This window comes from Acidisphaera sp. L21 (assembly GCF_009765685.1).
Classification (GTDB): Bacteria; Pseudomonadota; Alphaproteobacteria; order Acetobacterales; family Acetobacteraceae; genus LMUY01.
Genome location: NZ_LMUY01000023.1, coordinates 1 through 24689 on the forward strand (window position 1 = coordinate 1; position 24689 = coordinate 24689).

Sequence of the window (24689 nt, forward strand, 5' to 3'; positions counted from 1 at the left end):
CGCCGCCTCGCCGCGATCCTGGGCCCGGGCGCAGAACAGCGGCCGGGGCAGGGCGACTACGCCTCCGCCGCCGCCGCCGCCTTCGAACCGCGCGAGACCCGTGGCGACCCGGCGACCGTGCTGGCCGAGGCCGGCACCGGCACCGGCAAGACGCTCGGCTACGTCGCCCCCGCCAGCCTGTGGGCCGAGCGCAACGGCGCCCCCGTCTGGATCAGCACCTATACGAGGCACCTGCAGCGCCAGGTAGAGGGCGAGCTGGCCCGGTTGCATCCCGATCCGGTGCAGCGCCGCCGTCGCGTCGTCGTCCGCAAAGGTCGCGAAAACTATTTGTGCCTGCTGAATTTGGAGGACCGCGTGAACGGCCTGGCCGGCGCCCACGGCTCGGCCGGAGTCATCCCGTTGGGCCTGATCGCACGCTGGGTGCTGGCGACGGCAGATGGCGACATTGCCGGCGGCGACCTACCCGGCTGGTTCAGCGAACTCTTCGGCCCGGCGGCGCTGCTGGGCCTGGCCGACCGCCGGGGCGAGTGCATTCACGGCGCCTGTCCCCACTACCGCCGCTGCTTCGTCGAACACACCATCCGCCGCGCCCGCACTGCCGAGCTGGTGGTCGCCAACCACGCCCTGGTGATGATCCAGGCCGCCCACGGCTTCTCCGACGGCTCCAGCAATGGCGGCATCGATGGCGGCGCGGTCCCCACCCGCTACGTCTTCGACGAAGGCCACCACCTGTTCGACGCCGCCGACAGCGCCTTCGCCGCCGTGTTCAGCGGCATCGAGGGCGCCGAACTGCGTCGCTGGCTGCTGGGCGCAGAGGGCGGTGCTTCCCGCGCCCGTGGCCTCCGCCGCCGCCTGGAGGAACTGGTCGGCGGCCGCCCGGAACTGGAAGCCCCGCTAGAAGCCGCCCTGCAAGCCAGCCGTGCCTTGCCCGCCCCCGGCTGGTCGATGCGTCTGTCCGAGGAACTGCCCGATGTGGGCGGGCTGGAGGCCGGGCAGACCAACGTGTCGGAGGCATTGCTGCACCTGGTCCGCCACCAGGTGCTGGCCCGCGCCCCCAACGTGGAGGCCAGCGAGGGCCGCCGCGCCCTGCTGGATTGCGACCTGCAACCACTCGTGGACGGCTTCACCGAGGCCGCCACCCGCCTGGACCGCGCCCTGGGCCGCATCGCCGAGCCATTGCGCACCCTGGTGACCCGCCTCAACGACCGCTTGGACACCGAGGCGGAGGAGTTGGAAGCCGCCACCCGCGCCCGGATCGAAGCCGCTGCCCGCGTGCTGAAACACCGCGCCATCGATCGTCTGTCCGCCTGGCAGGCCATGCTGGGCGAACTCGCCAACCCGCCCGCCGAACCAGGCCAACGCCCAACCCACGTCACCTTCTTCCAGCTCGACCGGCGGGAGGCAGGGGACCGCGACGCCGGAATCCATCGCCACTGGCTAGACCCGACCGTGCCCTTCGCCGCCACGCTCGCCGCCTCCGCCCACGGCCTGCTGATCACCAGTGCCACCCTGCGTGACGGTGGCGAGGAGGAACCGGAAGCCGCCTGGGCCGCCGCCGAGGCCCGCGTGGGGGCGCCCCACCTGCCATCGCCCGCGATCCGCGCTGCCGTCGCCAGCCCGTTCGACTACGCCCGCCAAACCCGGGCCTTCGTGGTAACGGACGTGGCAGCCGACATCCCGGCATTGGCCACAGCCTTCCGCACCCTGTTCCTGGCAGCCGGCGGTGGCGGGTTGGGCCTGTTCACCGCCATCAGCCGACTGCAAGCCGTCCACACCCGCATCGCCCCAGCGCTGGAGCAAGCCGGCATCCCCCTGCTGGCCCAGCACGTGGACGCCATGGACAACTCCACCCTGGTGGACGTCTTCCGCACCGAAATCGACTCCTGCCTGCTGGGCACCGACGCGATGCGCGACGGCGTCGACGTCCCCGGCCGGGCCTTGCGCCTGGTGGTGTTCGAGCGTGTGCCCTGGCCACGCCCCGACATCCTGCACCGCGAACGCCGCATCCATCTCTCCGCCGGCGCACCCCGCGCATTCGACGACGCAGTGGCCCGCCTGCGCCTGCGCCAGGCCTTTGGCCGCCTGATCCGCGCCGCCGGTGACCAGGGCGTTTTCGTTCTGCTGGACCGCCGTGCTCCAAGCCGCCTACTATCCGCGCTGCCGCCGGGGGTCGCGGTGCAGCGCCTGGGCCTGTCCGAAGTCGCTGCACACACACGCGCGTTCTTGAATTGTTCGGCAGCCCCCTTGATCTCGACGCCGGGTTCGATCAGGGTCCCGCCCAGTTCGACAAGCGGTTTAGCGGCTGATTTTGGGGAGTGACGATGCTGGCACGGTTGGGTCTTGATCCGCAGGAGGCGCTGGTCTGCACGATGGTGCTGGTCGCCGCGACGGATGGCGGGATCACCGACCGCGAGATCGGCGTCATGTCCGCCCTCGTGCAAACGCTTCCGGCCTTCAACGGCTTCTCCACCGACCAGCTGGACTCCGCGACCGAGGCCGCGATCAACCTGCTGCGCGAGGATGAAGGCCTGGCCCATGCCGGCCGCCTAATTCGCGAGGCTTTGCCCGTTCGCCTGCGCGAAACCGCCTATGCCTTGGCCTGTGAAGTTATCGCCGGCGACGGCTTCGCCGCCCAGGCCACGCTGCAGATGCTGGAATTCGTGCTGACCGAACTCAACATCGACCCGCTCGTCGCCGCCGCCATCGAACGCGGTACCCGCGCCCGGTATCGCAAAGTGGAGGACTAGCCTCCACCCATGCGACGCGTTCAGGCGGTACCTAGGCCGTAAGCGTGTCGATCTCCGCCATTTCCTCCGCGGTCAGCTTCCAGCCGCCGGACTTTGCGTTCTCCGCCACTTGGTCGATCTTCGTCGCCCCGGCGATGACGCTGGCGACTGGGCTGCGGCACAGCAGCCAGCTGAACGCCAACTCGACCATCGTCCGGCCGCGGGCCTTGGCGAAATCGGCCAGCTTCTCCACTTTCGGCCAATTCCCATCGGTCAGATAGCGGTCTGCCAGCCGGGCCGTATTGGTCAGCCGCGCACCCTCCGGCATGACGGCATTGCGCTGGTACTTGCCCGTCAGCATCCCGCTCGCCAACGGGAAATACGGCAGCAGCCCCAGCCCGAACCGGTCCATCGCGGGCAGCAATTCCTTGTCGGCATCGCGCACCAGCAACGACAGCTCGTCCTGGCACGACACGAACGGAGTCAGATGCCGGTCATCGGCCGTCCACATCGCATCGGCCACCTGCCACGACGCGAAGTTCGAACAACCCACATATCGCACCTTGCCGGAGCGCACGAGGTCGTCCAGGGCGCTCATCGACTCCTCCAGCGGCGTCTTCGTGTCGTAGCGATGCTGCTGATAGAGGTCGATATAATCGGTCTTCAACCGGGTCAGGCTGTCCTCCACCGCACGCACGATGTAGCGGCGGGAAGCCCCCTTCAACGTCTCCGCCTCGTCCATCGGCATGGCGAACTTGGTCGCCAGCACGATGTCCTTGCGCTTCGGCCCGATGATCTGCCCCAGGATTTCCTCCGACGCGCCCTTATGCGCGCCTGCAATCCCCACCGCGCCATAAACGTCCGCCGTGTCGAACAGGGTGATGCCCACGTCAAACGCGGCATGCACCACCGCCCGCGACGCCTCCAAATCGATGCGTCCGCCGAAATTGTTGCAGCCCAGCCCAATCGTCGAGACCTGCAGGCCGGAGCGGCCCAGGGTGCGGTAGTCCATGAGGAAGATCCTTTAGCCGCGGTGGAGAGGGAGGCTGGCGATCTCGTTCAACAGCTTGCGCGACATCGCCTCGCCAAACGTCGCGAAATCATGCACCTCCACCACGAAGCTGCCCATCCCGCCCGTGACATTTTCCCGATACCAATTCGTCAGCCCGCCCGGCGGCTGCACATGGGCGAAGGTATAGGACACCGGGTGGTCGTTGATGATCGTCAGCCCGTTGATGGTGATGTCGGACGCAACGGCATCGTCCCGCGCATCCGATGACGGCCGGCCAGCATTGTTGGTGCCATCCCCGGCGACGTCGATCACCTTGCGGGCATCGCCGAACTTGCCGTCGATCAGCATCTTCGCCGCCACATCGATGCCGCTGCTGATCGACGTGCGGCCATACGAACTGCGCGGCAACGCCATCAGCGTGCCGGCGAACGCCTTGGCAGACGCCGCGTCGGAAATGACGGTCCAACCCGTCAGCGCCTGAACCTGCTCGGTGCTCGAAAATTCGACATAGGCGACGGCGATGCGCCCATTCGGCCCACCCTGGATCGCCGCGATCACATGCGGATCGCTGAAGGCGGTGGAGTAGCCCGTCTTCTCAAGCTGGAATTCGGAGTCGTCGATGGAGCGGGATACGTCCGTCACCAGCACCAGGGCCACATCCACCGGAGCCGTGGCCGCGCGCGGCGCGCTGGCGGCGGCAAGCGTGAAGCAGACGGCCAGGATGGAGTAGCGCATCCCGGCCCGCCGCCTTATCGAACGATTTCGAGTTGGATGCCGTCTGCCGACCCGGACAGTCGCGCACCCTTGGTCACGTCATCAATCCGCAATTCGACGCCCTGGCCGTTCTTCAGAAACTGGCCGCCGAGCCCGTTGCCCAACGTCGCCTCCCCGGTGGCGGCGGCGTATGTGCCGCTAAAGTCGCTCAGCCGGTGCAGATTATACACTCGGCCGTGTCCAACTATCGTGCTGAACCCGACATCGGCGACCGTCACGCCCTTGACGGTAAAGCGATAGCGATGCCCGGCGTAGGTGAGCACGCCATTGCCCCAGGTATAGCCAACGCCCACCGCCGCAGCCTTCGCGGTGATGGTAACACGGCCGACCACCGGGCCCGGGGCTGCCGGGTCACGCTGCGCAAACGCCGGGGCCGCGGCAGCCACACTGGCTGCCAGGACGAAACCGCCAACGATACGGCGGGTAATGGTCTTCATAACTGCGCACCTTCATGAACATTCAGTGCAGCAAGAACGCGCGGTCTCCCAGATTGTTGCGCCCACCCCGGCTCAATGGCTAGCCCAAACGATGCGATGCACCCAGGCGACGTCTTTCAAGTCGAAGCTGTGATCCTTATGCGCCGGGTTCAGGCTTCTCAATTCCACCCGCCGGGCCGACCGGCGGGCCAATTGCTTGGCCAGGACCTCCCCGCTCACGGTGCGAACCACCACCCGGTCGCCCCGGCGGATCGGCGCGGCGGGGGAGACGATCACCACATCGCCGTCCCGAAATACCGGCTCCATCGACGTGCCGGAGATCTCCAGCGCATAGGCGTTCAGGTCGCCGATCTCCGGCAGGCTCACCTCGTCCCAACTACCACCGACCGGGTAGCCGCCATCGTCGAAAAACCCGTCCGACCCGGCCTGCGCCAGCCCGATCAGCGGGATGCGCCGCTGCGATTGCATCCGCGGATTGGACGATAGCGCCCGCGCCCCAGACACCAGCGTGCTGAATGCCTCGAGCGTCGCCCCAGTGGCATTCAGCACCTTCGCCAGGCTCTCCGTACTGGGCCAGCGCGCGCGGCCATCCGGCATCGACCGCTTGGATGGGTTGAACGTGGTTGGATCCAGCCCGGCAGCGCGTGCCAGGCCCGAAACCGACAATCCGTTCTCGGCCGCCAACGTATCCAGCGCACGCCAAATATCCTCGTGCTTCACCCGCCCAATCTCCATGAACTCGTGCGCGATTCTACGCTGCCAGCAAGTCTAATGGGAATTAACGCCGAGCACGATAGGAATTAACGCCGCTTCTGGTTGCGGCCAGGCGCGTTGTGTGGGTTTATGTTCCTGTTCTGTTCTCATCTCAGGACGCTCCTCAAGCGCGAGACCCGCCCATGCACGCCCTTTCCCTGTCGGCACCCATCCGCGGGCGCGATGCTGCGCCACAGCCATTCCGGTCCGCCGAGGAGGCGTGGCTATGGACCATGGCCGCCCTCATGGCCCGGCGCGACGGCGCCGGCGTATCATGGCGCCCCGAAGGTCCGCAGCGCCCATGCGACCCGGACGACATTCTACGCAGCCTGGACACGCTGTATCGCCAGCGGAGCATCGAGTTACTGCACGTCCGGATCCTGCGGATCTGGGGCGAACGCCAATCCCGCCCCCACGCCAACCGCCCCGGCCAGCTATCCGACTGGCGGTTATGGCACCAGGCGCTCGGTCAACTCGAATGGACCTTGCGCGCCCGCGGCATCGTCCGCTGAACCATGCCTGCGCCTAGGACCGAAAACCTACCACAAGGAGACCAACCATGAACTTCGCCATCCGCAGCCTGTCCGTCCTCGCCTACGCCAACGGCTTCACCCTCTGGCACTACAAGGGCGACGGCGACACGCTGTCCAACATGTCGCGCCCCGGCTTCTTCGACGATGCCGCAGACATGTTGGCCGGCGGCGACATGGTGCTGGTCTCGGCACCCGAAGGCGGCCGCGTGCTCTGCATCGCCAAGCAGGACGGCAGGGTCATCGCCGCCGCCCTGGCCTAACCTCGCTTTACGCCCGGCGGCGCGCCCGTTTTTCCATCGCTGTGGGGGCGATCTCCACCGCATGGCGCGCCAGCCCGGCCTCCGTCGCGACGAAGCGGGAGTCGGGTCGCTCTTGCGCAAACCCCAGCCCCTGCAACCGCGCCAGGCACGGCCCGTCCTTCAATCCACCCGGTCGGCCGGATTGCCCAACCAGCAGCAACCGATGCAACGCAGACCGGCAGCAAGTCTCGAGATACGGTTCGTCCCACATGCGCGCAGCAATGTGGCCAAACGCCCCGGCATGGCAACCCCACTTGCCGTCCCCGGGTGGACCCTTAAAAGCGCTCTCCATGACCCCCGCCATCGCCTCTGCCTTCCTGCCCGCCCTGCGCCGCCTGGATCCGGAGCAGGCGCATCGCCTGGCGCTGAAGGCGCTGGCCTGGGGCTTGGTCGGCCGCAACGCCCGTCCAGATGATCCAATCCTCGCCACTACCCTGCTGGCCCATCCTCTAACAAACCCGATCGGCCTCGCCGCCGGGTTCGATAAGGACGCGACCGCGCCCACTGGGCTGCTGCGCCTGGGCTTCGGCGCGGTGGAGGTCGGCACCGTCACCCCACGCCCGCAGATCGGTAACCCACGCCCCAGGGTCTTCCGCCTGGAAGACGGGGCCGTCATCAACCGCATGGGCTTCAACAACGCTGGTATCAAATTGTTTTTGCGGAACATTTCTCGCGCGACCCGCCCCACCGGCACGCTGATCGCCGCCAATGTCGGCATCAACAAGGACGGTGCCGACCCCGAGCGCGACTACCCCGCCCTGGTCGCCGCCGTCGCCCCCCACGCTGCCTACGTGACCCTCAACGTCAGTTCCCCCAACACCCCGGGCCTTCGCGGCTTGCAGGACGAGGCGCGGCTGCGATCCATCCTGCAGGGCGTCATGGCGCTGCCAGACCGCCCCCCGATCTTCGTCAAGATCGCGCCAGACCTCGCACCCGGCGCGCTGGAGGACATCGTCGCCGTCGCCGTATCGACGGGGGTTGAGGGCCTCATCATCTCCAACACCACGCTATCCCGCCCGCCCGGCCTCGGCGGTCCCCACATCGGTGAGGCTGGCGGACTGTCCGGACCCCCATTGTTGGCGCTGTCCACAGCGATGCTGGCCCAGGCCTACCGCTTGGCCGCTGGCCGCCTAGTCCTAATCGGCGCCGGGGGCGTCACCACCGGGGCCGACGCGCTGGCCAAATTGCGCGCCGGGGCGCAGTTGGTGCAGATCTACGCCGCCTTTGCGGTACATGGCCCGGCGTTGTTGCCGCGGATCAAAACCGAACTCGCCGCGGCACTGCGTCGCGAAGGGTTCAAGAGCGTGGCCGAAGCAGTGGGGACAGGGGCATGACGTCATATCCGGGCATGGCGACGCTGGCCGATCGCTATGATGGCTTCATTCTCGACCTGTGGGGCGTCATCCATGATGGCGTGAACCCATACCCTGGCGCGGCCGATTGCCTGGCCCAGCTGCGCGATGCCGGCAAGCGCTGCGTGCTCCTCTCCAACGCCCCACGCCGCAACTTCGCCGCCGAAAAAATGTTACGCCGCATGGGGTTGGAGGGCGATCTTTACACCGGCGTGCTTACCTCGGGGGAGGCAGTGCACCTGGAACTGCAACGCCGCACCGACCCATGGTTCGCCGGCCTAGGCCGCCGCGTCTGGCACCTGGGGCCGGAGCGGGATCGCAACGTGATCGAAGGCCTGGACCTGGAACAGGTCGCCACCCCCGCCGAGGCGGATTTCGTGCTGAACACCGGCCCGGATGACCATCGCGGCCCCACCAGCGTCGAACCGTTCGAGGAATTGCTGCAGGACTGCGCCCGTCACAGTCTGCCGATGATCTGCGCCAACCCCGATCTGGAAGTGATCCGCGGTGGCGTGCGCGTCATCTGTGCCGGCGCGCTGGGGGAGCGGTATCAGCAGATGGGCGGCACCGTTCGCTCCATCGGCAAGCCGGACCCGGTAATCTACGGCCCGGTGATGGAAATGCTCGGCACGCCAAAGCACCGCACGATTGCCGTCGGCGACTCACTTCGCACCGACATCGCCGGTGCCGCCGCGGCCGGCATCGATTCCTGTTGGGTGCTCGGCGGCATCCATGGTGAGGCGCTCGGCGATGACCATGGCGCCGCCCAAGCGGAGGCGCACGCCGCTGGGCTCAGCCCCGTGGCAATCGTCCCCCGCTTCGTCTGGTAGAATCAGGCGTGCCCGGCGACGCCCGATAGCAGCGCCGGGTCGATCCGCAGCATCGCGAAGGCGCGGCGCCATTTCGTCGGGTGGTCGTCGTCGAACATCAGATCCAGCGAGGCCGGGGCGGACAGCCAAGCGTTTTGCTGGATCTCCTCGTCCAACTGCCCGGCGCCCCAACTGGCATAACCCAGCGCCAGCAACCCCTCTCGCGGGCCTTCCCCGGCCGCAATCGCCTTGAGCACGTCGAGACTCGCGGTCAACGCCACCGCTTCGTCCACTTGCAGGCTGCCATCGCCCGTCCAGTCCGCCGTGTGCAGCACGAAGCCGCGCGCGCCATCCACCGGGCCGCCATCGCACAGCGCGATCTGCCGCGCCGGCGGAGTAGGGACGACGTCCAACTGCTTCAGCAGATCCTCGAACGTCGGGCTGGCCAGTGGACGGTTCACCACCAGGCCCATCGCCCCATCCTCGGTGTGCGCACACAGGTAGATCACGCTATGGGCGAAGCGCGGATCCTCCATCGCCGGCATGGCAATCAGCAACTGACCGGTGAGCCGGGCGTCATCCGGCACGTGAGGCGTTTTGGGCGCAATCTGGGACATGGATGACATCTTGGCGCGGTTTTCGCCCGCTGCAATGACCCACGAGCCAGTTCAGCGCTGAATTGCCACGTTAACCTCCCCGGTGACACGGGCGAGCCATGGCAGTAGCGTCCGCCCATCATGACGAGGGCCGGATAATGACAATCAAGGTAGGCGACACGTTGCCGGAAATGAAGCTGATGACCGCCGGCCCGGACGGCCCGAAGGAGGAAAGCACCGCCTCCCTCTTTGGCGGCAAAAAGGTCGTGTTGTTCGCCGTACCCGGCGCTTTCACCCCGACCTGCAGCGCCAAGCACCTCCCCGGGTTCATCCAGCGCGTGCAGGATTTCACGGCCAAGGGCGTCGACTCGATCGTCTGCATGGCCGTTAACGATCCATTCGTCATGGGTGCCTGGGCCAAGGACCAGGGCGTCGATGGCAAGCTGGTGATGCTCGCCGACGGCTCCGCCGCGCTCACCAAGGCGATGGGCCTGGAACTGGACCTCACCGCCCGCGGCCTCGGCGTTCGCAGCCAACGCTTCGCCCTGGTGGTCGACGACAAGAAAGTCACCCATCTTTCCATCGAGGCGCCGGGCGATTTCGACGTCAGCCGCGCCGAATCGGTCCTCGAGCTGCTTTAGCCACCCACCCCGGTCAGGTGGCACGCCACGAAGTGACCCGGTTGCGGCTGGGTCAGCGTCGGCTCCACCGCCCGGCAGACCTCCATGACGTGCCGGCAGCGCGGATGAAACCGGCAGCCGGCCGGCATAGCGAGCGCGGACGGCACGTCCCCCGGCGCCCGCGGCGGCCGCACCCGGCCGGGTCGCACCGCCGGGGCAGCGGCGATCAGTGCCTCGGTATAGGGGTGCAGCGCGTTGGCGTAGATCGCCCGCTTGTCCGCCACTTCCACCACCCGGCCCAGATACATCACCGCCACCCGGTCGGAGATGTGCTTCACCACCGCCAGGTCATGCGCGATGAACAGGTAAGTCAGCCCCAGTTCCGCCTGCAGATCCTGCAGCAGGTTCACGATCCCCGCCTGCACCGACACGTCCAGCGCCGACACCGGTTCGTCCAACACCAGGAAACGCGGCTTCAGGATCAGCGCCCGGGCAATGCCGACGCGCTGCCGCTGGCCGCCGCTGAATTCGTGCGGAAAGCGTCGAGCGGCCCTGGCGGGCAGCCCCACCTGTTCCAGCATCGCCGCCACCTTCGCCCGCGCTGCCGCGTCTGCCTTGGCGCCATGGATCAGCAGCGGCTCCATCACGATGCTCTCCACGCTCATGCGCGGGTTTAGCGAGCCGAACGGGTCCTGGAACACGATCTGCATCGACCGCCGCAACCGCAGCAGATCGGCGCCGCGCATCGCCGTGACATCCTGCCCCTCGAACAGCAAATCGCCCGAGGTCGGCGGGTTCAGCTTCACCAGCATCCGCCCGAGCGTAGACTTGCCGCAGCCAGACTCGCCCACCAATCCCAGCGTTTCGCCGGACGCGACGGACAAATTCACCTCGTCCACCGCCCGTAACGGGGTGAACTTCCGCCGCAAGATCCCGCCCGTCCGCACCGCATAATGGCGCGACAGCATGCGGGCTTCGACCAAAGGCGTGCTCACGCGGTCTCTCCCACGCGGATGCAAGCAGCCTCGTGCCCGGCGCCGATTGGCAACAACGGCGGAATGGCGGCCTCGCAGCGTGGAAGACGCAACTCGCAACGCGGCGCAAACCGGCACCCGGGCGGCCGCCGCGCCGGATCGGGCAGGGAGCCCGGGATCGCCTTGAGCCGATGTAAATCCTCATCCAGCGAGGGCACGCAGGCTAGCAACCCGCGCGTATACGGATGCGCCGGCCCATCGAACAGCGTGGTCGCGGCCGATTGCTCCACCACCCGGCCGGAATACATCACCAGCACCCGGTCCGCGGTTTCCGCCACCACGCCCATATTGTGGGTGATCAGCATGACGCCCATCCCACGCTCCGCCCGCAATTCCAGCAGCAGATCCAGGATCTGCGCCTGGATGGTCACGTCCAGCGCCGTCGTCGGCTCGTCCGCGATCAGCAGGCGCGGGTTGCAGGCCAGCGCGATCGCGATCATCACCCGTTGCCGCTGCCCGCCGCTCATCTGGTGTGGATAATCGTGCAGCCGGCGCGCGGCGGAGGGAATGCCGACCCGGTCCAACAATGCAATCGCCCGGGCGCGTCGTGCCGCCGGGCCCAATCGCTCGTGCGCGCGGATCATCTCGCTGATCTGGTCGCCAATGGTGAACACTGGGTTCAGCGAGGACATCGGCTCCTGAAACACCATCCCGATCCCCGGGCCACGCAGCCGGCGCAATTGCCGTTCCGATCGGGTCAGCAGATCCACGCCCTCGAACACGATCCGCCCGGCCACCACCCTCGCCGGCGGCCGCGGCAGCAGCCCCATGATCGCCAACGCGGTGACGCTCTTTCCACTGCCGCTCTCGCCCACGATCCCCAGGATTTCACCCGGCGCGATCGAGAGATCGATCGACTCCACGGCATTGATCGGGCCGCGCCCCGTCGCGAACGCAACGGTCAGCCCTTCGACGGATAACAGGCTCATGGTTGGATGCGCAGCCTCGGGTCCAGCACGTCGCGCAGCCCATCCCCCAGCAGGTTCAGCCCCAGCACCGTCAGCATCAACGCGACGCCGGGTATGGTGATGATCCAGGGCGCGTCGGTCAGATACTGGCGGCCATCGGCCATGATGTTGCCCCAGGTCGGCGTCGGTGGCACGGCACCCAGCCCAAGAAAGGACAAGGTCGCCTCCGTCAGCACCGCGTAGGCGAACAGGAATGACAGCTGAACGATCAGCGGCGCCAGAGCGTTCGGCATGATGTGGCGGGATAGGATTCGCCAATGCCCGGCGCCCGCCGCCACCGCCGCCTGCACATACTCCATCTCCCGCAGCACGATCACGCTGGCCCGCACGATCCGCGCGGTCCGCGGAATATAGACGATCGACAGCGCGATGATCACGTTCAGCACGCTGGACCCGAGCGCGGCGGTAATCCCGATCGCCAGCAGCACCGCGGGGAACGCCATCATGGCGTCGTTCAACCCCATGATGAGTTTGTCCAGCAATCGCACATACCCAGCCAGCGCCCCGATGATCGTGCCGAACACCGCATTCAACGCCACCACCGACACGCCGATGATCATGGAAAGCTGCGCGCCCCACAGCGTGCGTGACCACAGCGACCGGCCCAGATTATCGGTGCCGAACAGGAAATCCGCCGAGGGCGGTTTGAACCGCGTCCGCATCCCGATCTTCGACGGATCCACCCCGGCCGCCCATGGCGCCGCCAGCCCAGCGATCAGCACGATCCCAAATAACACCAGACCCGTCACGAACAGCCGGTGATGCATCAGCCGCACCAGCGTGTCGCGCCAGGGACGGGACGGCGCTTCGTCATCATCTTCGATCGTGCTCACGCTAGCCACCCAACCGCACCCGCGGATCCATCGCGGCATATGCGACGTCGACTGCGATATTCACCAGCACCAGCACCGTCGTCAGCACCAACAACCCGCCTTGCACCAGGGGATAATCCCGGTTCAGCACCGCCTGCGTCAGCAACTGCCCGATCCCCGGCACCGAAAAGATTGTCTCGATCACCACCGAGCCGGACAGCAGCAGACTGATCGCAATGCCCACCACCGTCGTAATCGGGATCATCGCATTCGCCAGCGCATGCTTGCCCACCACGCTCATGCCCGACAGCCCCTTCGCGCGCGCCGTACGCACGTAATCCTGCCGCAGCACCTCCAGCATGGTGGACCGCGTGATCCGCGCCAGCAGCCCCACCTGCAACAGCGCCAGCGACACGGCCGGCAGCGTCGCGGCACGCAGCCAGCCAAGCGGGCTGTCGATGAAGTTCACGTAGCCGCCACTCGGCAGCCAACCGAAATGCACCGCGAACACCAGCACCATCAGTGGTGCGAAAAAGAACGACGGCATGGAGATGCCGATCATCGCCCCGATCATCGCCGCCTGGTCCACGATGGTATTCTGCTTCAGTGCCGCCAATACCCCGCCCGCAACCCCGATCAGCAGCGTCAGCACCAGCCCATACAGCGACAGCGACAACGTGACCGGCAGACGCTGCAAAATCGCCTCCAGCACGTCCTGACCCAGCAGCAGTGAGCGCCCGAGATTGCCGTGCAGCAGCCCCGCATACCAATGCACCAACTGCCCCAATAGCGGCTGGTCCAGCCCCAGATCGCTGCGGATCTGCGCCACGTCCTGCGGTGTGGCGGACAACCCCGCCATTACCACCGCAGGATCACCCGGGATCAGGTGCAGGATTGCGAACGTGATCAGGCTCACCAACAGCAAGGTCGGGATCGCGCCCAATAGCCGGGCGACGACGACACCGATCACGCCGCGATCACTCGACCCATACGTTGGCGAAGCGCGGAATGCGGAACGGCACGAAACCCTTCACGTTGGAGCGGACTGCCTGCACCTTGGTGAGGCTGCCGAAGGGCACGGCATAGGCGCGTTCCAGCACCAGCGCCTGAAGCTTCACGAACGCATCCTGCCGCCCGGCTTCGTCCGGCAGATTGTTCATGTCGTTCCACAGTTTCACCACATCCGGATCATCCTTCCCTGCATCGGGGCGGTAGCTGGCGTTCGGCGGCGCGAAGAATGCCATGGTGGACAGCGCGCCCAGTGCGGGCTGCGTGCCCCAACCGGTGTGGAAGTAATTCCAGCCCGTATCGCCCCGCAGATACATCTGGATCGATGTCGGCCAGTCCACCACCTTGATCTCGGCGTTGATCCCGACGGCCTTCATCTCCTCCGCCTGCACCACGGCGGCGTTGTACATGGAGGTATAGTCTTTGTTCGTCAGGATCGTGACCGGCTCACCCTTGTAGCCAGCCTTCGCCAGCAGCGCCTTGGCCTTTGCCGGGTCGTGCTGGTTGTAGGTTTCCTTGCCGGCATCGGTGTAGCCGGGGCGGCCCGGGAATTGGAAGCCGACGTTCAGCTTGTAATTGCCGTCGGTCGCGGCATCCATGATCTCGTCCATATTCAGCGCGGCCTGCACGGCCTGGCGGAAATAGACGTTATCGGTCGGCGGCTTCTGCACGTTCGGCAGCGTGATCTGGATCCACCAATTCGCCAGCGGCAGCAGGGTGATGTCCTTGTTCTTCTTCAGATCGGCGAGGTTCGTGGCAGGCACATCCTCCACCGCCTGCAATTCGCCCGTTTGCAGCCCGGCAACGCGCGCACCCGGCTCCGTCACGATCCGCACCGTCACGGTGTCCAGGCACGCGACCTTGTAGCCGCCGAAGCCGCTGCGCTGCTCGTAATGCGTGTTGGGGGAATAGGCATCGAACCGCTTCAGCCGCACGAAACCGCCGGGCACGAACTCGTCCAGCATGAACGGCCCGGTGCCGATCGTATGCAGGCGCAGCGCCGGATCGTCCTTGAACTCCGCCGGGAAGATCACGATCGGCACGCTGAACGACGACATGCTTTCCAGGAACGTCGGCTGCGCCTGCTTCATGTGGATCACGAACGTGTCCGCGTCCGGCGCATCCCATTTGTCGACGTTCGCGAGGTTGGACCGCTCCAACCCGACCTTGCTGTAGCGATCGAACGAGGCGACCACGTCGGCCGAGGTCAGCAGCTTGCCGTTGTGGAAATGCACGCCGCTGCGCAGCTTGAACGTGTAGGTCAGCTTGTCCGGCGACTCGGTCCAGCTATCGGCCAGGTCGCCGATAGTCTGGTTGTCCTCGCTGCGGGTCAGCAGCGCCTCGAAAATATTCATCGCCACGTTGCGGGTGGAAATGGTGTTCGACGCCTGCTGGTCCAGGCTGTTGAGGTTCGCCTCCTGCCCAAACACCATCGTGCCGCCCTTCTTGGGGCAGGCAAACGGTGCGGCGGAGGCGGTGCCGATGGAGGCCACGGCGGTGAGAAGGAGGATTGCGCTTCGTGTCATGCCGCGAGCCTTGCAATTGTCATGCAACGAAGCTGCACATGCCAATCGCTACGCCGTCAAGACACCAGCATTGCCCTTATGCCGCGTCGAGGAACGGCCCCACCGTCGCATTGAACGCCGCCGGTTGTTCCGCATGCAGCCAATGCCCGGCATCTTTGATGGCCACGAACCGCACTGCTGGAAACAGCGCGCGGATGCGCGGATGCTGCTCTGGCTGCACGTAATCCGACCGTGCGCCAGTGACGAACAACGTCGGCCCGGCATAGCTGCTCGTCTCGTCACCCCAACTTTCGATCCGTGGCAGCGATTCGACGATTTCCGCCAGCCCCACACGCCATCCGACGCCTGGCTTGAAGTTGTGCAGCAGGAACGAGCGGATCGCCGGATCCGGCACATCCGGCGCCAATTGCGCGTCCGCCGCGCTGCGCGACGCCGCTGCTGGCACGCCCATCATCGCCCGCGCGAAGGCGCCGAAATGCGACGGGTAGGACACCGGCGCGATATCCGCCACCACCAGCCGCGTCACGCGTTCCGGCGCGGACAGGGCAAGGCGCATCGCCACCTTGCCCCCCATCGAATGCCCCAGCACCGCCGCGGACGACAGCCCCAGCGAGTCCATCGTCTCCGCCACGTCCTCTGCCATCGCCTCGTAGCTCATGCCCGGTGCGTGCAGGCTGTCGCCGTGGTTGCGCATGTCCATGGAGATGACGTGGTGCCGATCGATCAGTCCGCGGGCAATGAAGCCCAAATTGCGGGCGGATCCGAACAAACCGTGCAGCAGAACCACCGGGCTACCCTGCCCGGCATCGCGGGTGGCAAGCAGCATCCGATCAAACCGTGAGCATGATTTTGCCGATATGCGCACTGCTTTCCATCAGGGCATGCGCCGCCGGAGCCTCCGCCAACGGGAACGTCGCGTGGATCACCGGTGCAACGCTGCCATCCTCCAGCTTCGGCCATGCCTTTGTCAGCAGTTCCTGCGCGATGGCGCCCTTCTGCGCAGCAGTGCGCGGCCGCATCGTGGAACCGGTGATCGTCAGCCGCCGGGTCATCACCGTGGTCAGGTCGAATTTGTCGACCTTCGGCCCGCCCAAAAACGCGATGAGCACCAGTCGCCCATCCATGGCCAGGCATCGCAAATTCTGCTGCGCATAGGGGCCGCCGACCAGGTCCAGCACGACGTCGACGCCCGCCCCGCTCGTCAGTTCCTTGATGCTGACGGCGAAATCAGCCTCTGTGTAATTGATCGCCGCATCCGCCCCCAATTTCACGCAAGCCGCGCATTTCTCCGCCGACCCAGCGGTGACATAGACGCGGGCGCCGAACGCCTTGGCCAATTGGATCGCCGTCGTGCCGATGCCGCTGCTGCCGCCATGGATCAGCACGGATTCGCCGGCCGACAATCTGCCGATGTCGAACATATTGGCCCAGACGGTGAAGAAATTCTCCGGCAGCGCCGCGGCACGCACCGCATCGTAGCCCTTCGGCCAGGGCAAGCATTGCGTGGCCGGCACGGCGCAATACTCGGCATAGCCGCCGCCATTGGCCAGGGCGCAAACCTTCTCCCCGATCGGCGTCGTCACGCCCGGTCCAACGGCCACCACCTCGCCAGCAACCTCCAGTCCCAGATGCGGGCTGGCGCCGGGCGGCGGCGGATACAATCCCTTACGCTGCTGCACGTCCGGCCGGTTCACCCCGGCGGCAGCGACGTGGATCAGAACCTCGCCCTCGCGCAGTGTAGGCAACGGTCCCTGCGACACCGTCATCGACTCCGGGCCGCCCGGTTCCGCCACCTCGATGAATCGCATGGTCTGGGGCAGGGTCATGGCGGGCTCCGGTTTCCTTTGCCGTTATCTCGGCAGCCTAGTGGTCCGCGTCAACCAATCAGCCGTTCGGTCTCGCGCCAAAGCTGCCGAACCAGCGTGTAATCCAGCGCCTGCCGGTTGGGCCGGGCAGGGCGGCTGCGCTTCCAATATCGCCCGGTCGCCCCCTCCACCAGCGGCGACAGCGCCAGATGCAGCGGCGTGCGTGCCCCTTGCTCAGGCGTGATCATGAACGGCCTCAGCGCCGCCCAGCCCCAGCCGACCGGGCCCGGCACCGTGCCCAGCGTGGTCGCCACCACCCCGGGATGCACCACGTTCACTGCAACGCCCGTGCCCTCCAGCCGCCGCGCCCGCTCGAACGTCGCCATCATCAGCGCCAGTTTCGACCGGCAATACGCGGACATCGCGTACCACGACCGCTCCCCCTCCAGATCGTCCACCTTCAGGTTCGCCCGGTCGGACGCGGTGGAGCCGACATTCACCACCCGCGATGGCGCCCCCGCCCGCAGCGCCGGCAGCAGCGCGTCTGTCAGCACGAATGGCGCCAGGTGATTGACCGCCAGGATCATCTCCCGTCCCTCCATCGTCACCTGTCGCTTCGGCGTGATCAGCCCGGCATTGTTCACCAGCACGTCGATCCGCGGATGCGCCGCCGCGATCGCCTGGCCCACCTCGCGCGTTTGTTTCAGCGACGACAGGTCGGCCAGCATCAGCTCCGTCACTGCACCGCGAGCCTGGCTGGCGATCCAGCGCCGCGTGTCCTCGCCCCGTGCGGCGTCGCGCGCGACGATGACCGTGTGATACCCGGCGCGCGCCAAACCCAATGCAACCCAACGACCCAGCCCGGCCGTCGCCCCGGTAATGACGGCAATTTTCTGGTCAGCCAACCGGCGCGCTCCCCAATTCGACCATAGTCTTAGCCGAGAAGGCTCTACCTGGTTCGCCGCGGCGGAGACATTTCATCGAATTAAATAAAGATTTTTCGATGGCGCATTGTGTGGACAGGCCGATGGTTCCATGAAGGCACAGCTTGTCCGGATAATTGCCGGACCGAAACTATTTCTGAGGAAGGAGCGGGCCAGCCCGATGTCCTTGCGATCTGCGGGTGCCGGTGCCGCCACGATCCAAGCGCCATCCCAGAATGCCGCAACGGCGAATGCGGCAGGGAGCAACGTGCCCTCCAGCCCGACCGCGGCGCCCCCAGACGGTGAGCGTCGCGCGCAAGGTGTCCGCCGCGGCCTTGGTGAGTGGGTGTTGCACGCACCGCATACCTTCCGTGCCCTGGTTCGCGCGGATGAATTGTGGCTGGTGGTGTTGGCCGCTCTAGTTGGCGTCGGCGCCGGGCTATGCGTCCACTTGATGACCATCGCCACCCAGGCGAGCCACGAAATACTGTTCAACCTGCAGCGCGGCGATCGGGTGTCCGGCACTGTGGACGTCGACCGCATCCGCACCGTACTCGTGCCCACGCTTGGCGGGGCGCTGGTGGGCCTGGCCGGCTGGGCCATTACGCGCTGGTGGAACCGCCGCACCGTCGACCCGATCGAGGCGAATGCGCTGCATGGCGGCCGCATGTCGCTCAGCGACAGCCTTCTCGTCACGTTGCAAACCGTTCTGTCCAACGGCGTCGGCGCATCTGTCGGACTGGAGGCCGGTTACACCCAGATCAGTTCCGCCCTGGCGTCCCGGCTCGGCCGATCCTTCCGCGTACGACGCAACGATTTGCGGCTGCTGGTCGGCTGCGGCGCGGCAGGGGCCATCGCCGCGGCCTTCCAGGCGCCGCTGACCGGCTCGTTCTATGCCTTCGAATTGGTGATCGGCACGTACTCACTGGCAACGCTGGCGCCGGTGGTGGTGTCCGCCATCGTCGCGGTCTTCGTCACCCATGTGCTGAGCACCGATACCGCCGGCTTCGACATCCGCGTGCCCTCGGCGCTGGAGGCGGTGGATTACCTGCCCGTGCTCGCCCTCGGCATGATCTGCGCCCTCGGCGGCATCCTCATCATGCGCGGCGTGACGCTGGTGGAATCCTGGTTCCGCCGCAGCGGCGTTCCCGTGTGGCTGCGCCCGGTGCTTGGCGGCGCGGTGGTGGGCGGCTTGGCGCTATGGTCCCCGCAAGTGCTGTCCTCCGGCCACGAGGCACTGCGGCTCGGCCTCGACTCACCCTATACCGCGACCCACATCGCCCTGCTGATCCTGGCGAAATCCATCGCCTCCGCCGTGTCGATCGGTTCGGGGTTTCGCGGTGGCTTGTTCTTCGCCTCGCTCTTCCTCGGCGCACTCACGGGAAAATTATTCGCCGCCGGGCTCGCGACGATCACCGCCACCCAGGCCTTGCCCCCGGTTGTCTGCGCGCTGGTCGGCATGAGCGCCATGGCGGTGGCCGTCGTCGGCGGCCCGCTGACCATGGCATTCCTGGCGCTGGAGAGCACCGGCAGCTTGCCGATGACCGTTGCCGTGCTCGCCGCCTCCGTCGTGTCGGCGATCACCGTGCGCCGCACCTTCGGCTACTCCTTCGCCACCTGGCGCTTCCATCTGCGAGGGGAGGCGATCCGGTCCGCCGTGGATATCGGCTGGGTCCGTAATCTGACGGTCGGCCGCATGATGCGACGCGACATGCGCACCATCCGGTCCGACACCACCATCAGCGCCTTCCGCCGCCAGGTGCCGCTGGGCTCCGCCGACCGGGTCATCGTGTTGGACGAGGCCGGCCGCTACGCCGGCGTGGTACTGACGCCGGAGGCGCACGGCACCGACGAAACCGTCATCCGCCTGTCGGAAATCCTGCATTACGCCAAGAACGTGCTGCTGCCGCAGATGACCATCAAGGAAGCGGTACAGATGTTCGAATCGACGGAATCGGACGCGCTGGCCGTGGTCGACGGCGTCGACACCCGCAAGGTGATCGGCCTGCTGACCGAGCAATATGCCCTGCGCCGCTACACCGAAGAATTGGACCGGCTGCGGCGCGACCTCTCCGGGGAGTAGGCCGCGCCTTTACATCACGCTGCCCGGCGCTGCGTTTCCGACGCCAGCAGGAATTCCAGATCGTCCGAATCGAGCCCAGCCGCATCCACCTCGGCATCGAACGCCAGGTTTGCCAGTTCGGCCTTTCGCTCCTGCAACTGGATGATCCGCTCCTCCACCGTATCGGCGGCGATCAGCTTGTAGACGAATACCGACTTGGTCTGCCCGATCCGGTGCGCACGGTCGGACGCCTGGTCTTCCACCGCCGGATTCCACCACGGGTCGTAGTGGATGACGGTGTCGGCGCTCGTCAGGTTCAACCCGCGGCCGCCGGCCTTGAGGCTGATGAGGAATAGCGGCACTTCGCCCGCTTGGAACGACCGCACCGGTTCCGCCCGATCTCGCGTGTCGCCGCGCAATTCGACGAATTTGTGCCCGGCCTCTACCAACCGCGGCTTGATCAGATCCAGCATCGAGGTGAACTGGCTGAACAGCAGGATGCGCCGGCCCTCCGGCAACATGCCGTCGATCATCTCCATCAGCGTGTCCAACTTCGCCGACCCGGCTTCGCTCGGCCCCGTGGTCAGCTTCACCAGGCGCGGGTCGCAGCAGGCCTGGCGCAGTTTCAGCAGCGCGTTCAGCACCACGAAGCGGCCCTGGTTCGGCCCCAACTCCGCCAACTGATCGCGCACGCTGTCGTGCAGGGTGGCGCGAATGGTGTCGTAGAACTCGCGCTGTTCCGACCCCAGCGTGATGTGCCGCAGGATCGTCTCCTTCGGCGGCAAATCTGCGGCCACTTCCGCCTTCGTGCGGCGAAGGATGAAGGGGCGGATGCGCCGGGCGAGCTGGCTACGGCGCAGCGGATCGCCCTCCTTCTCGATCGGTGAGCGGAAGCGCTTGCCAAACGATTTGCGATCCCCCAGCAGCCCTGGTTGCAGGAATGCGAACTGGGACCACAACTCGTCTAGATTGTTCTCGATCGGCGTGCCGGACAGGCACACCCGGTGACGCGCCTCCAGCTGGCAAACTGCGCGTGTGGCCTTCGCCTCCGGGCTTTTGATCGCCTGGGCCTCGTCCAGCACGATCATGTGCCAGGCGATTTCCTTCATCGCTTCTGCATCGCGGGCCAGCACGGCGTAGGTCGTCAGCACCACATGCGTGCCCAGCAATTTGGCCCGGCGTGCTTCGCGGCCCTGGCCGTGCAGCACCTCCACGCTCAAATGCGGTGCGAACCGGGCCAACTCGGCCTGCCAGTTCGCCACCAGGCTGGTCGGCAACACCACCAACACCGGCCGATCCAACCGCCCCGCCTCATGCTCGGCGGCGATGTGCGCGATGGTCTGCGCGGTCTTGCCCAGGCCCATCTCGTCGGCCAGGAACCCGCCCAACCCGTGCAGGCGCAAATGCTGCAGCCAATTCAGGCCGTGCTGCTGATAGGGGCGCAACGTGGCGGTAAATCTGGCGGGCAGCGGCGTGTCCACCATCTCCGGCAGATCGCGGAACCGCTCCACCGTTGCTGCCACGTCCGCGGCGTCCTGCCAGCGCGTGGTCAGCAATTCCTCCAGGTCCAGCACGGCGGCGGCCTCGCCATCCGGCAGCACCAGGGCAGAATCGGTTCGATTGGCCGCCGCCTCCACCAAATCGCCCACCACCGCCAGCAGCTTGCGCACCCGCTCCGCCGGCAGGCGCACCACGCGGCCGTCCTCCAGGCTGGTCACCAATTCGTCGCCCATGGTGCGCATGGCTTCCGGCCCACGCTCCATCAGCCGCACCAGGATCGGCAGCAGCGGCACACGCACGCCGTCCACCTCGATCCCCAGATCCAGCGAGAAGCTGCCGCGTTCTGCATCGCTGACGCGGGCATCGAAGCCGCCGACCGACTTGGCCACGCGCGGACCGAACCCGGCCTCCACGATCACCGTCCAGCCTTGTTCCTGCAGTGCCGGAACCCGTTCCAGGAGAAACCGGTGCCACTGCTCCGCCGCATCAGCGCCACGTAGCACGTGGACGCGGCGACCTTTGCCGGTACTGCCATCCGCCACGCGAAGCTGGACGAAGCCGTAATCGGCCAGCGTCTGCGCCTGCTTCTCTTCCTCCACCGGGTCACGCCGAACGAATTCGGAGCCCTTGCCGCCGGCCACGCGCACGAACTGCCGTTCGTCATCGCTTTCCGCCAGGCCGCTGCCGCCGTTCTCGCCGGCATAGTCGAAATCGAGTGTCAGCGTGTCCAGCAGGGTGAGTGTGCCATCTTCCGCCGGGCCATAACGCTTGCGCATGCGCAGCACCGGCGTGGCCTTGGTCTCGACGATCACATGGTCGCTCTGCAGCGCCGGCAACGGAATCGGCGCTCGGCGACGACCCCGCGCCGGCTTACCGGCCGGCTTGGCCGCGGCGACGAAGCGAGCCTGGCCGGTGGCGCCAGTGCTGGCATCCACGTACCAATTCCCATCCGTTCCCAGCAGCACGGCAGAGCGCGGCGGCAGCGCCGGCGGTAGTGCCGCGTCGAACGACCGTGGCGGCCCCGGTCGCATCAGCCGCCTTGTCGCAACCCAACGCGCCTGGCCGGACTGCAGCAGCGCCCCCACCAGGGCACCCAATCGCTCGGGCGCCACCTCGGTCCGCGCACCTTCTAGCAGCGCCGCGACGGCTTTCGCGTCGGCGGAGGCGCCGTCATCCGCCGCGATCCGCGCAGGTGTCGTCCCCTCCGTCCGGCCATTCGACTCGTCCAACAACGTGGCCGACACGATGCAGGCCAGCGGCGGGCTGGCGGGCGATACGTCGAACAGCAGCCGGCGTGGCGCCTGGCTGGCCGGGCCGGGCGTATCCAGCGTCGCTACCGTCGCCGCCCGGCGCAACACCGGAAACCGGTCCAACGCCGCCAGCCCGGCGGCCGCAACATGCGCGCAGGCCGATTGGCGGCACGTGCAGCGTGTGCCGAACCCGATCCGGCTGCCACGCGGCAGCGGGGTCAGTGTCGCGGTCCGGCGCTCCCCGGCATCGGACACCTTCGCAGAGATCGACTCACCGTCGATGGCAACGTCCACAGCACCCAGCAGCACCAAGGTGCGGCCGCGCGTCAGGGCCCGTGGCTCGAACAGGGCGCGAAGGTCTTCGGCGGAGTAAGGCGTCGGCATATAGCTGTTAATCCCGGATGACGCAGGCAATTCTGCCCAAAAAGGCCGACTCGCAGTGCAGCCGGGCGCGGCAGTATAGCACCGACTGCGCACAACGCATCCCCAACCTCGCAGGGCCGGATTGCGTCGCCTACGGTCCCACGTAATCCAGGGGCAGCGCGGTGGTGGATTTCAGCACCTCCATCGCGAAGGCGGCGCTCACGTCATACAGGTCGATCTGCGCGATCAGGCGCGTGTAGACGGCGTCATACGCATCGATGCTCGGCACGACGATGTGCAACAGGTAATCCACCTGTCCTGCCATCCGGTAGAAGCCGACCACTTCCGGCAAATTCATCACGCAGCGATAGAATTGGTCCGCCCATTCCTTGCGATGCTGGTTGGTGCGCACGCTGACGAACACGTTGACGCCGACATTCACCCGCTTCGGGTCCAGCAGCGCCACGCGCGCGGCGATGATTCCATCCGCCTGCAGCTTCTGCACCCTTCGCCAACATGGCGAGGCGGAAATGCCCACCTTGTCCGCCAGGTCGGCAACAGGCATCGCAGCATCGCGCTGTAGCCAATACAGAATGCGGCGATCAATCTCATCCATGGCATCTCATTCCAACTATCGGCCTCGACGCGCAACCATGTTTCTTCGCACACCCAAGATCGCCGCCAAGACGCAACCATTTCGCCCGGCGCCCCTGGCAAGATGCACCCATCAGATCAGGAGGCTCCCATGGCCGTTTCGTTCACCTCGCACCCCAAAGATGTCGGCGAGACCTACACCGAGCATTTTGGCGTCGCGATGAGCTTCTCCGTCGCAATGATCGCCGGTGGCCTGGCGTGCGCCGTGCACGCGGTGCTGCCGTTCATGTTCACCACCACCGGGTCGCAAACCATTCGCCGCCTGCACGACCGCATGGTGAAAAACAGGGCGGCCATTTCACACTAAAGGCGCATTGCCCAGCATACCCCCCCTCGTGCTAGAGCGGGGGTATGGACACGCAAGCTGAGTCAGGGGTGGGCATCGCCTTGCCCGAGAGTATGATCGACCTCGCCACCTTCCGCGCCTGCATGCGCCAGGTGCCGGGGGCGGTCACCGTTATTACGACAGTGCACGAGGGCACGCGGGGCGGCCTCACTGCAACCGCCGTCTGCTCCGTCAGTGCCGAGCCGCCGCAGATGCTGGTTTGTGTCAATCGCTCCAGCAGTGCCGAAGCGGTGATCGTCGCCGCAGGCCGCTTCGGCGTCAGCTATCTGTCGCACGAGCAGGAAGCCGTCGCGAACGCCTTCTCCGCCTCGCTGGACAACCGGTTCGACCATGGCGATTGGGTGGAACTGGAATCCGGCGTGCCGCTGCTGAAGGACGCCGCCGTGGCCTTCGACTGCAAGATCGTGCAGACGATCACGGCCGGCACGCACACGATCTTCATCGGCGCCATCGTCGCCGCCGTGGCCCGCGACGTGCCCAACCTCGTGTATAAGGCCGGCGCCTACGGCAAGATCTAGCCCGCTGGA

26 protein-coding genes are annotated in these 24689 nt (G+C 66.7%); 10 read left to right on the forward strand and 16 right to left on the reverse strand.

The window, feature by feature from the left end; all coding sequences use genetic code 11:
- Together GSQ76_RS06235 and GSQ76_RS06240 are read left to right on the forward strand one after the other, a co-directional pair.
- Nucleotides 1-2319 (forward strand): ATP-dependent DNA helicase (locus GSQ76_RS06235; protein ID WP_158743053.1); only part of this gene is annotated, 2319 nt, incomplete at its 5' end.
- 2 nt (nt 2320-2321) lie between these two features.
- Nucleotides 2322-2747: a tellurite resistance TerB family protein gene (locus tag GSQ76_RS06240; protein ID WP_158743054.1), complete on the forward strand. Its 426-nt coding sequence runs from the start codon at nt 2322-2324 to the stop codon at nt 2745-2747.
- A 31-nt stretch (nt 2748-2778) separates the two neighbouring features.
- Here GSQ76_RS06240 and GSQ76_RS06245 read toward each other — a convergent pair whose 3' ends face one another.
- The 4 genes from GSQ76_RS06245 to GSQ76_RS06260 all read right to left on the reverse strand — a co-directional run bounded on the left by GSQ76_RS06245 (nt 2779) and on the right by GSQ76_RS06260 (nt 5669).
- Nucleotides 2779-3738, reverse strand: a complete 960-nt coding sequence (locus tag GSQ76_RS06245; protein ID WP_158743055.1) for an aldo/keto reductase — start codon at nt 3736-3738, stop codon at nt 2779-2781.
- 12 nt (nt 3739-3750) lie between these two features.
- Entirely contained in the window at nt 3751-4473 is a 723-nt protein-coding gene (locus tag GSQ76_RS06250) for a DUF1194 domain-containing protein (protein WP_158743056.1), read from the reverse strand.
- A 14-nt stretch (nt 4474-4487) separates the two neighbouring features.
- The gene (locus GSQ76_RS06255) at nt 4488-4949 is read right to left on the reverse strand and encodes a hypothetical protein (RefSeq protein WP_158743057.1); all 462 of its coding nucleotides are present in this window, start codon (nt 4947-4949) and stop codon (nt 4488-4490) included.
- Nucleotides 4950-5021: 72 nt separating this feature from the next.
- Complete coding sequence (locus GSQ76_RS06260; RefSeq protein WP_254070270.1) at nt 5022-5669, reverse strand: helix-turn-helix transcriptional regulator; 648 nt, start codon at nt 5667-5669, stop codon at nt 5022-5024.
- Between the two features lie 176 nt (nt 5670-5845).
- Between GSQ76_RS06260 and GSQ76_RS06265 the strand changes: the two genes are divergently transcribed.
- Together GSQ76_RS06265 and GSQ76_RS06270 are read left to right on the forward strand one after the other, a co-directional pair.
- Entirely contained in the window at nt 5846-6214 is a 369-nt protein-coding gene (locus tag GSQ76_RS06265; RefSeq protein WP_158743059.1) for a hypothetical protein, read from the forward strand.
- A gap of 47 nt (nt 6215-6261) precedes the next feature.
- On the forward strand, nt 6262-6495 hold the full coding sequence (locus GSQ76_RS06270; protein ID WP_158743060.1) for a hypothetical protein: 234 nt from the start codon (nt 6262-6264) through the stop codon (nt 6493-6495).
- A gap of 7 nt (nt 6496-6502) precedes the next feature.
- Here the strand turns inward: GSQ76_RS06270 and GSQ76_RS06275 are convergent, their stop codons facing one another.
- The gene (locus tag GSQ76_RS06275; protein ID WP_158743106.1) at nt 6503-6745 is read right to left on the reverse strand and encodes a hypothetical protein; all 243 of its coding nucleotides are present in this window, start codon (nt 6743-6745) and stop codon (nt 6503-6505) included.
- 79 nt (nt 6746-6824) lie between these two features.
- On the opposite strand from GSQ76_RS06275, the gene GSQ76_RS06280 reads away from it, so the two are divergent.
- On the forward strand, nt 6825-7868 hold the full coding sequence (locus tag GSQ76_RS06280) for a quinone-dependent dihydroorotate dehydrogenase (RefSeq protein WP_158743061.1): 1044 nt from the start codon (nt 6825-6827) through the stop codon (nt 7866-7868).
- Nucleotides 7865-8716 (forward strand): TIGR01459 family HAD-type hydrolase, encoded by an 852-nt coding sequence (locus GSQ76_RS06285; protein ID WP_158743062.1) that lies wholly within the window; start codon nt 7865-7867, stop codon nt 8714-8716. The genes GSQ76_RS06280 and GSQ76_RS06285 overlap by 4 nt, the downstream gene beginning before the upstream one ends.
- 2 nt (nt 8717-8718) lie before the next feature.
- Here the strand turns inward: GSQ76_RS06285 and GSQ76_RS06290 are convergent, their stop codons facing one another.
- Nucleotides 8719-9312 carry a YqgE/AlgH family protein gene (locus tag GSQ76_RS06290; RefSeq protein WP_158743063.1) on the reverse strand — a complete coding sequence of 198 codons (594 nt, stop codon included), beginning with the start codon at nt 9310-9312 and terminating at the stop codon, nt 8719-8721.
- A 137-nt stretch (nt 9313-9449) separates the two neighbouring features.
- On the opposite strand from GSQ76_RS06290, the gene GSQ76_RS06295 reads away from it, so the two are divergent.
- The gene (locus tag GSQ76_RS06295; protein WP_158743064.1) at nt 9450-9932 is read left to right on the forward strand and encodes a peroxiredoxin; all 483 of its coding nucleotides are present in this window, start codon (nt 9450-9452) and stop codon (nt 9930-9932) included.
- Here the strand turns inward: GSQ76_RS06295 and GSQ76_RS06300 are convergent.
- The 8 genes from GSQ76_RS06300 to GSQ76_RS06335 form a co-directional block, all read right to left on the reverse strand.
- Nucleotides 9929-10906: an ABC transporter ATP-binding protein gene (locus tag GSQ76_RS06300; RefSeq protein ID WP_158743065.1), complete on the reverse strand. Its 978-nt coding sequence runs from the start codon at nt 10904-10906 to the stop codon at nt 9929-9931. The genes GSQ76_RS06295 and GSQ76_RS06300 overlap by 4 nt on opposite strands.
- A complete protein-coding gene (locus GSQ76_RS06305) occupies nt 10903-11874 on the reverse strand; it encodes an ABC transporter ATP-binding protein (protein WP_158743066.1) in 972 nt (323 codons plus the stop codon). Before GSQ76_RS06305 ends, GSQ76_RS06300 begins: the two co-directional genes overlap by 4 nt.
- Nucleotides 11871-12746 carry an ABC transporter permease gene (locus GSQ76_RS06310; RefSeq protein ID WP_254070271.1) on the reverse strand — a complete coding sequence of 292 codons (876 nt, stop codon included), beginning with the start codon at nt 12744-12746 and terminating at the stop codon, nt 11871-11873. The genes GSQ76_RS06305 and GSQ76_RS06310 overlap by 4 nt, the downstream gene beginning before the upstream one ends.
- A 1-nt stretch (nt 12747) precedes the next feature.
- The gene (locus GSQ76_RS06315) at nt 12748-13695 is read right to left on the reverse strand and encodes an ABC transporter permease (RefSeq protein WP_158743068.1); all 948 of its coding nucleotides are present in this window, start codon (nt 13693-13695) and stop codon (nt 12748-12750) included.
- A gap of 7 nt (nt 13696-13702) precedes the next feature.
- A complete protein-coding gene (locus tag GSQ76_RS06320) occupies nt 13703-15259 on the reverse strand; it encodes an ABC transporter substrate-binding protein (protein WP_158743069.1) in 1557 nt (518 codons plus the stop codon).
- A gap of 76 nt (nt 15260-15335) precedes the next feature.
- Entirely contained in the window at nt 15336-16085 is a 750-nt protein-coding gene (locus tag GSQ76_RS06325) for an alpha/beta fold hydrolase (RefSeq protein ID WP_158743070.1), read from the reverse strand.
- A 4-nt stretch (nt 16086-16089) separates the two neighbouring features.
- Nucleotides 16090-17085 (reverse strand): NAD(P)H-quinone oxidoreductase, encoded by a 996-nt coding sequence (locus GSQ76_RS06330; RefSeq protein ID WP_158743071.1) that lies wholly within the window; start codon nt 17083-17085, stop codon nt 16090-16092.
- Nucleotides 17086-17135: 50 nt separating this feature from the next.
- Nucleotides 17136-17969: an SDR family oxidoreductase gene (locus GSQ76_RS06335; protein ID WP_158743072.1), complete on the reverse strand. Its 834-nt coding sequence runs from the start codon at nt 17967-17969 to the stop codon at nt 17136-17138.
- 199 nt (nt 17970-18168) lie between these two features.
- Between GSQ76_RS06335 and GSQ76_RS06340 the strand changes: the two genes are divergently transcribed.
- Nucleotides 18169-20070, forward strand: coding sequence for a chloride channel protein (locus GSQ76_RS06340; RefSeq protein ID WP_158743073.1), 1902 nt, complete (start codon nt 18169-18171; stop codon nt 20068-20070).
- Nucleotides 20071-20084: 14 nt separating this feature from the next.
- Here GSQ76_RS06340 and GSQ76_RS06345 read toward each other — a convergent pair whose 3' ends face one another.
- Together GSQ76_RS06345 and GSQ76_RS06350 are read right to left on the reverse strand one after the other, a co-directional pair.
- Nucleotides 20085-23183: a DEAD/DEAH box helicase gene (locus tag GSQ76_RS06345; protein WP_158743074.1), complete on the reverse strand. Its 3099-nt coding sequence runs from the start codon at nt 23181-23183 to the stop codon at nt 20085-20087.
- A 130-nt stretch (nt 23184-23313) separates the two neighbouring features.
- On the reverse strand, nt 23314-23778 hold the full coding sequence (locus tag GSQ76_RS06350; RefSeq protein ID WP_158743075.1) for an Lrp/AsnC family transcriptional regulator: 465 nt from the start codon (nt 23776-23778) through the stop codon (nt 23314-23316).
- Between the two features lie 129 nt (nt 23779-23907).
- On the opposite strand from GSQ76_RS06350, the gene GSQ76_RS06355 reads away from it, so the two are divergent.
- Nucleotides 23908-24123 carry a DUF6356 family protein gene (locus GSQ76_RS06355; RefSeq protein WP_158743076.1) on the forward strand — a complete coding sequence of 72 codons (216 nt, stop codon included), beginning with the start codon at nt 23908-23910 and terminating at the stop codon, nt 24121-24123.
- 44 nt (nt 24124-24167) lie between these two features.
- A complete protein-coding gene (locus tag GSQ76_RS06360) occupies nt 24168-24680 on the forward strand; it encodes a flavin reductase family protein (RefSeq protein ID WP_158743077.1) in 513 nt (170 codons plus the stop codon).
- The last annotated feature ends 9 nt before the right edge of the window (nt 24681-24689 follow it).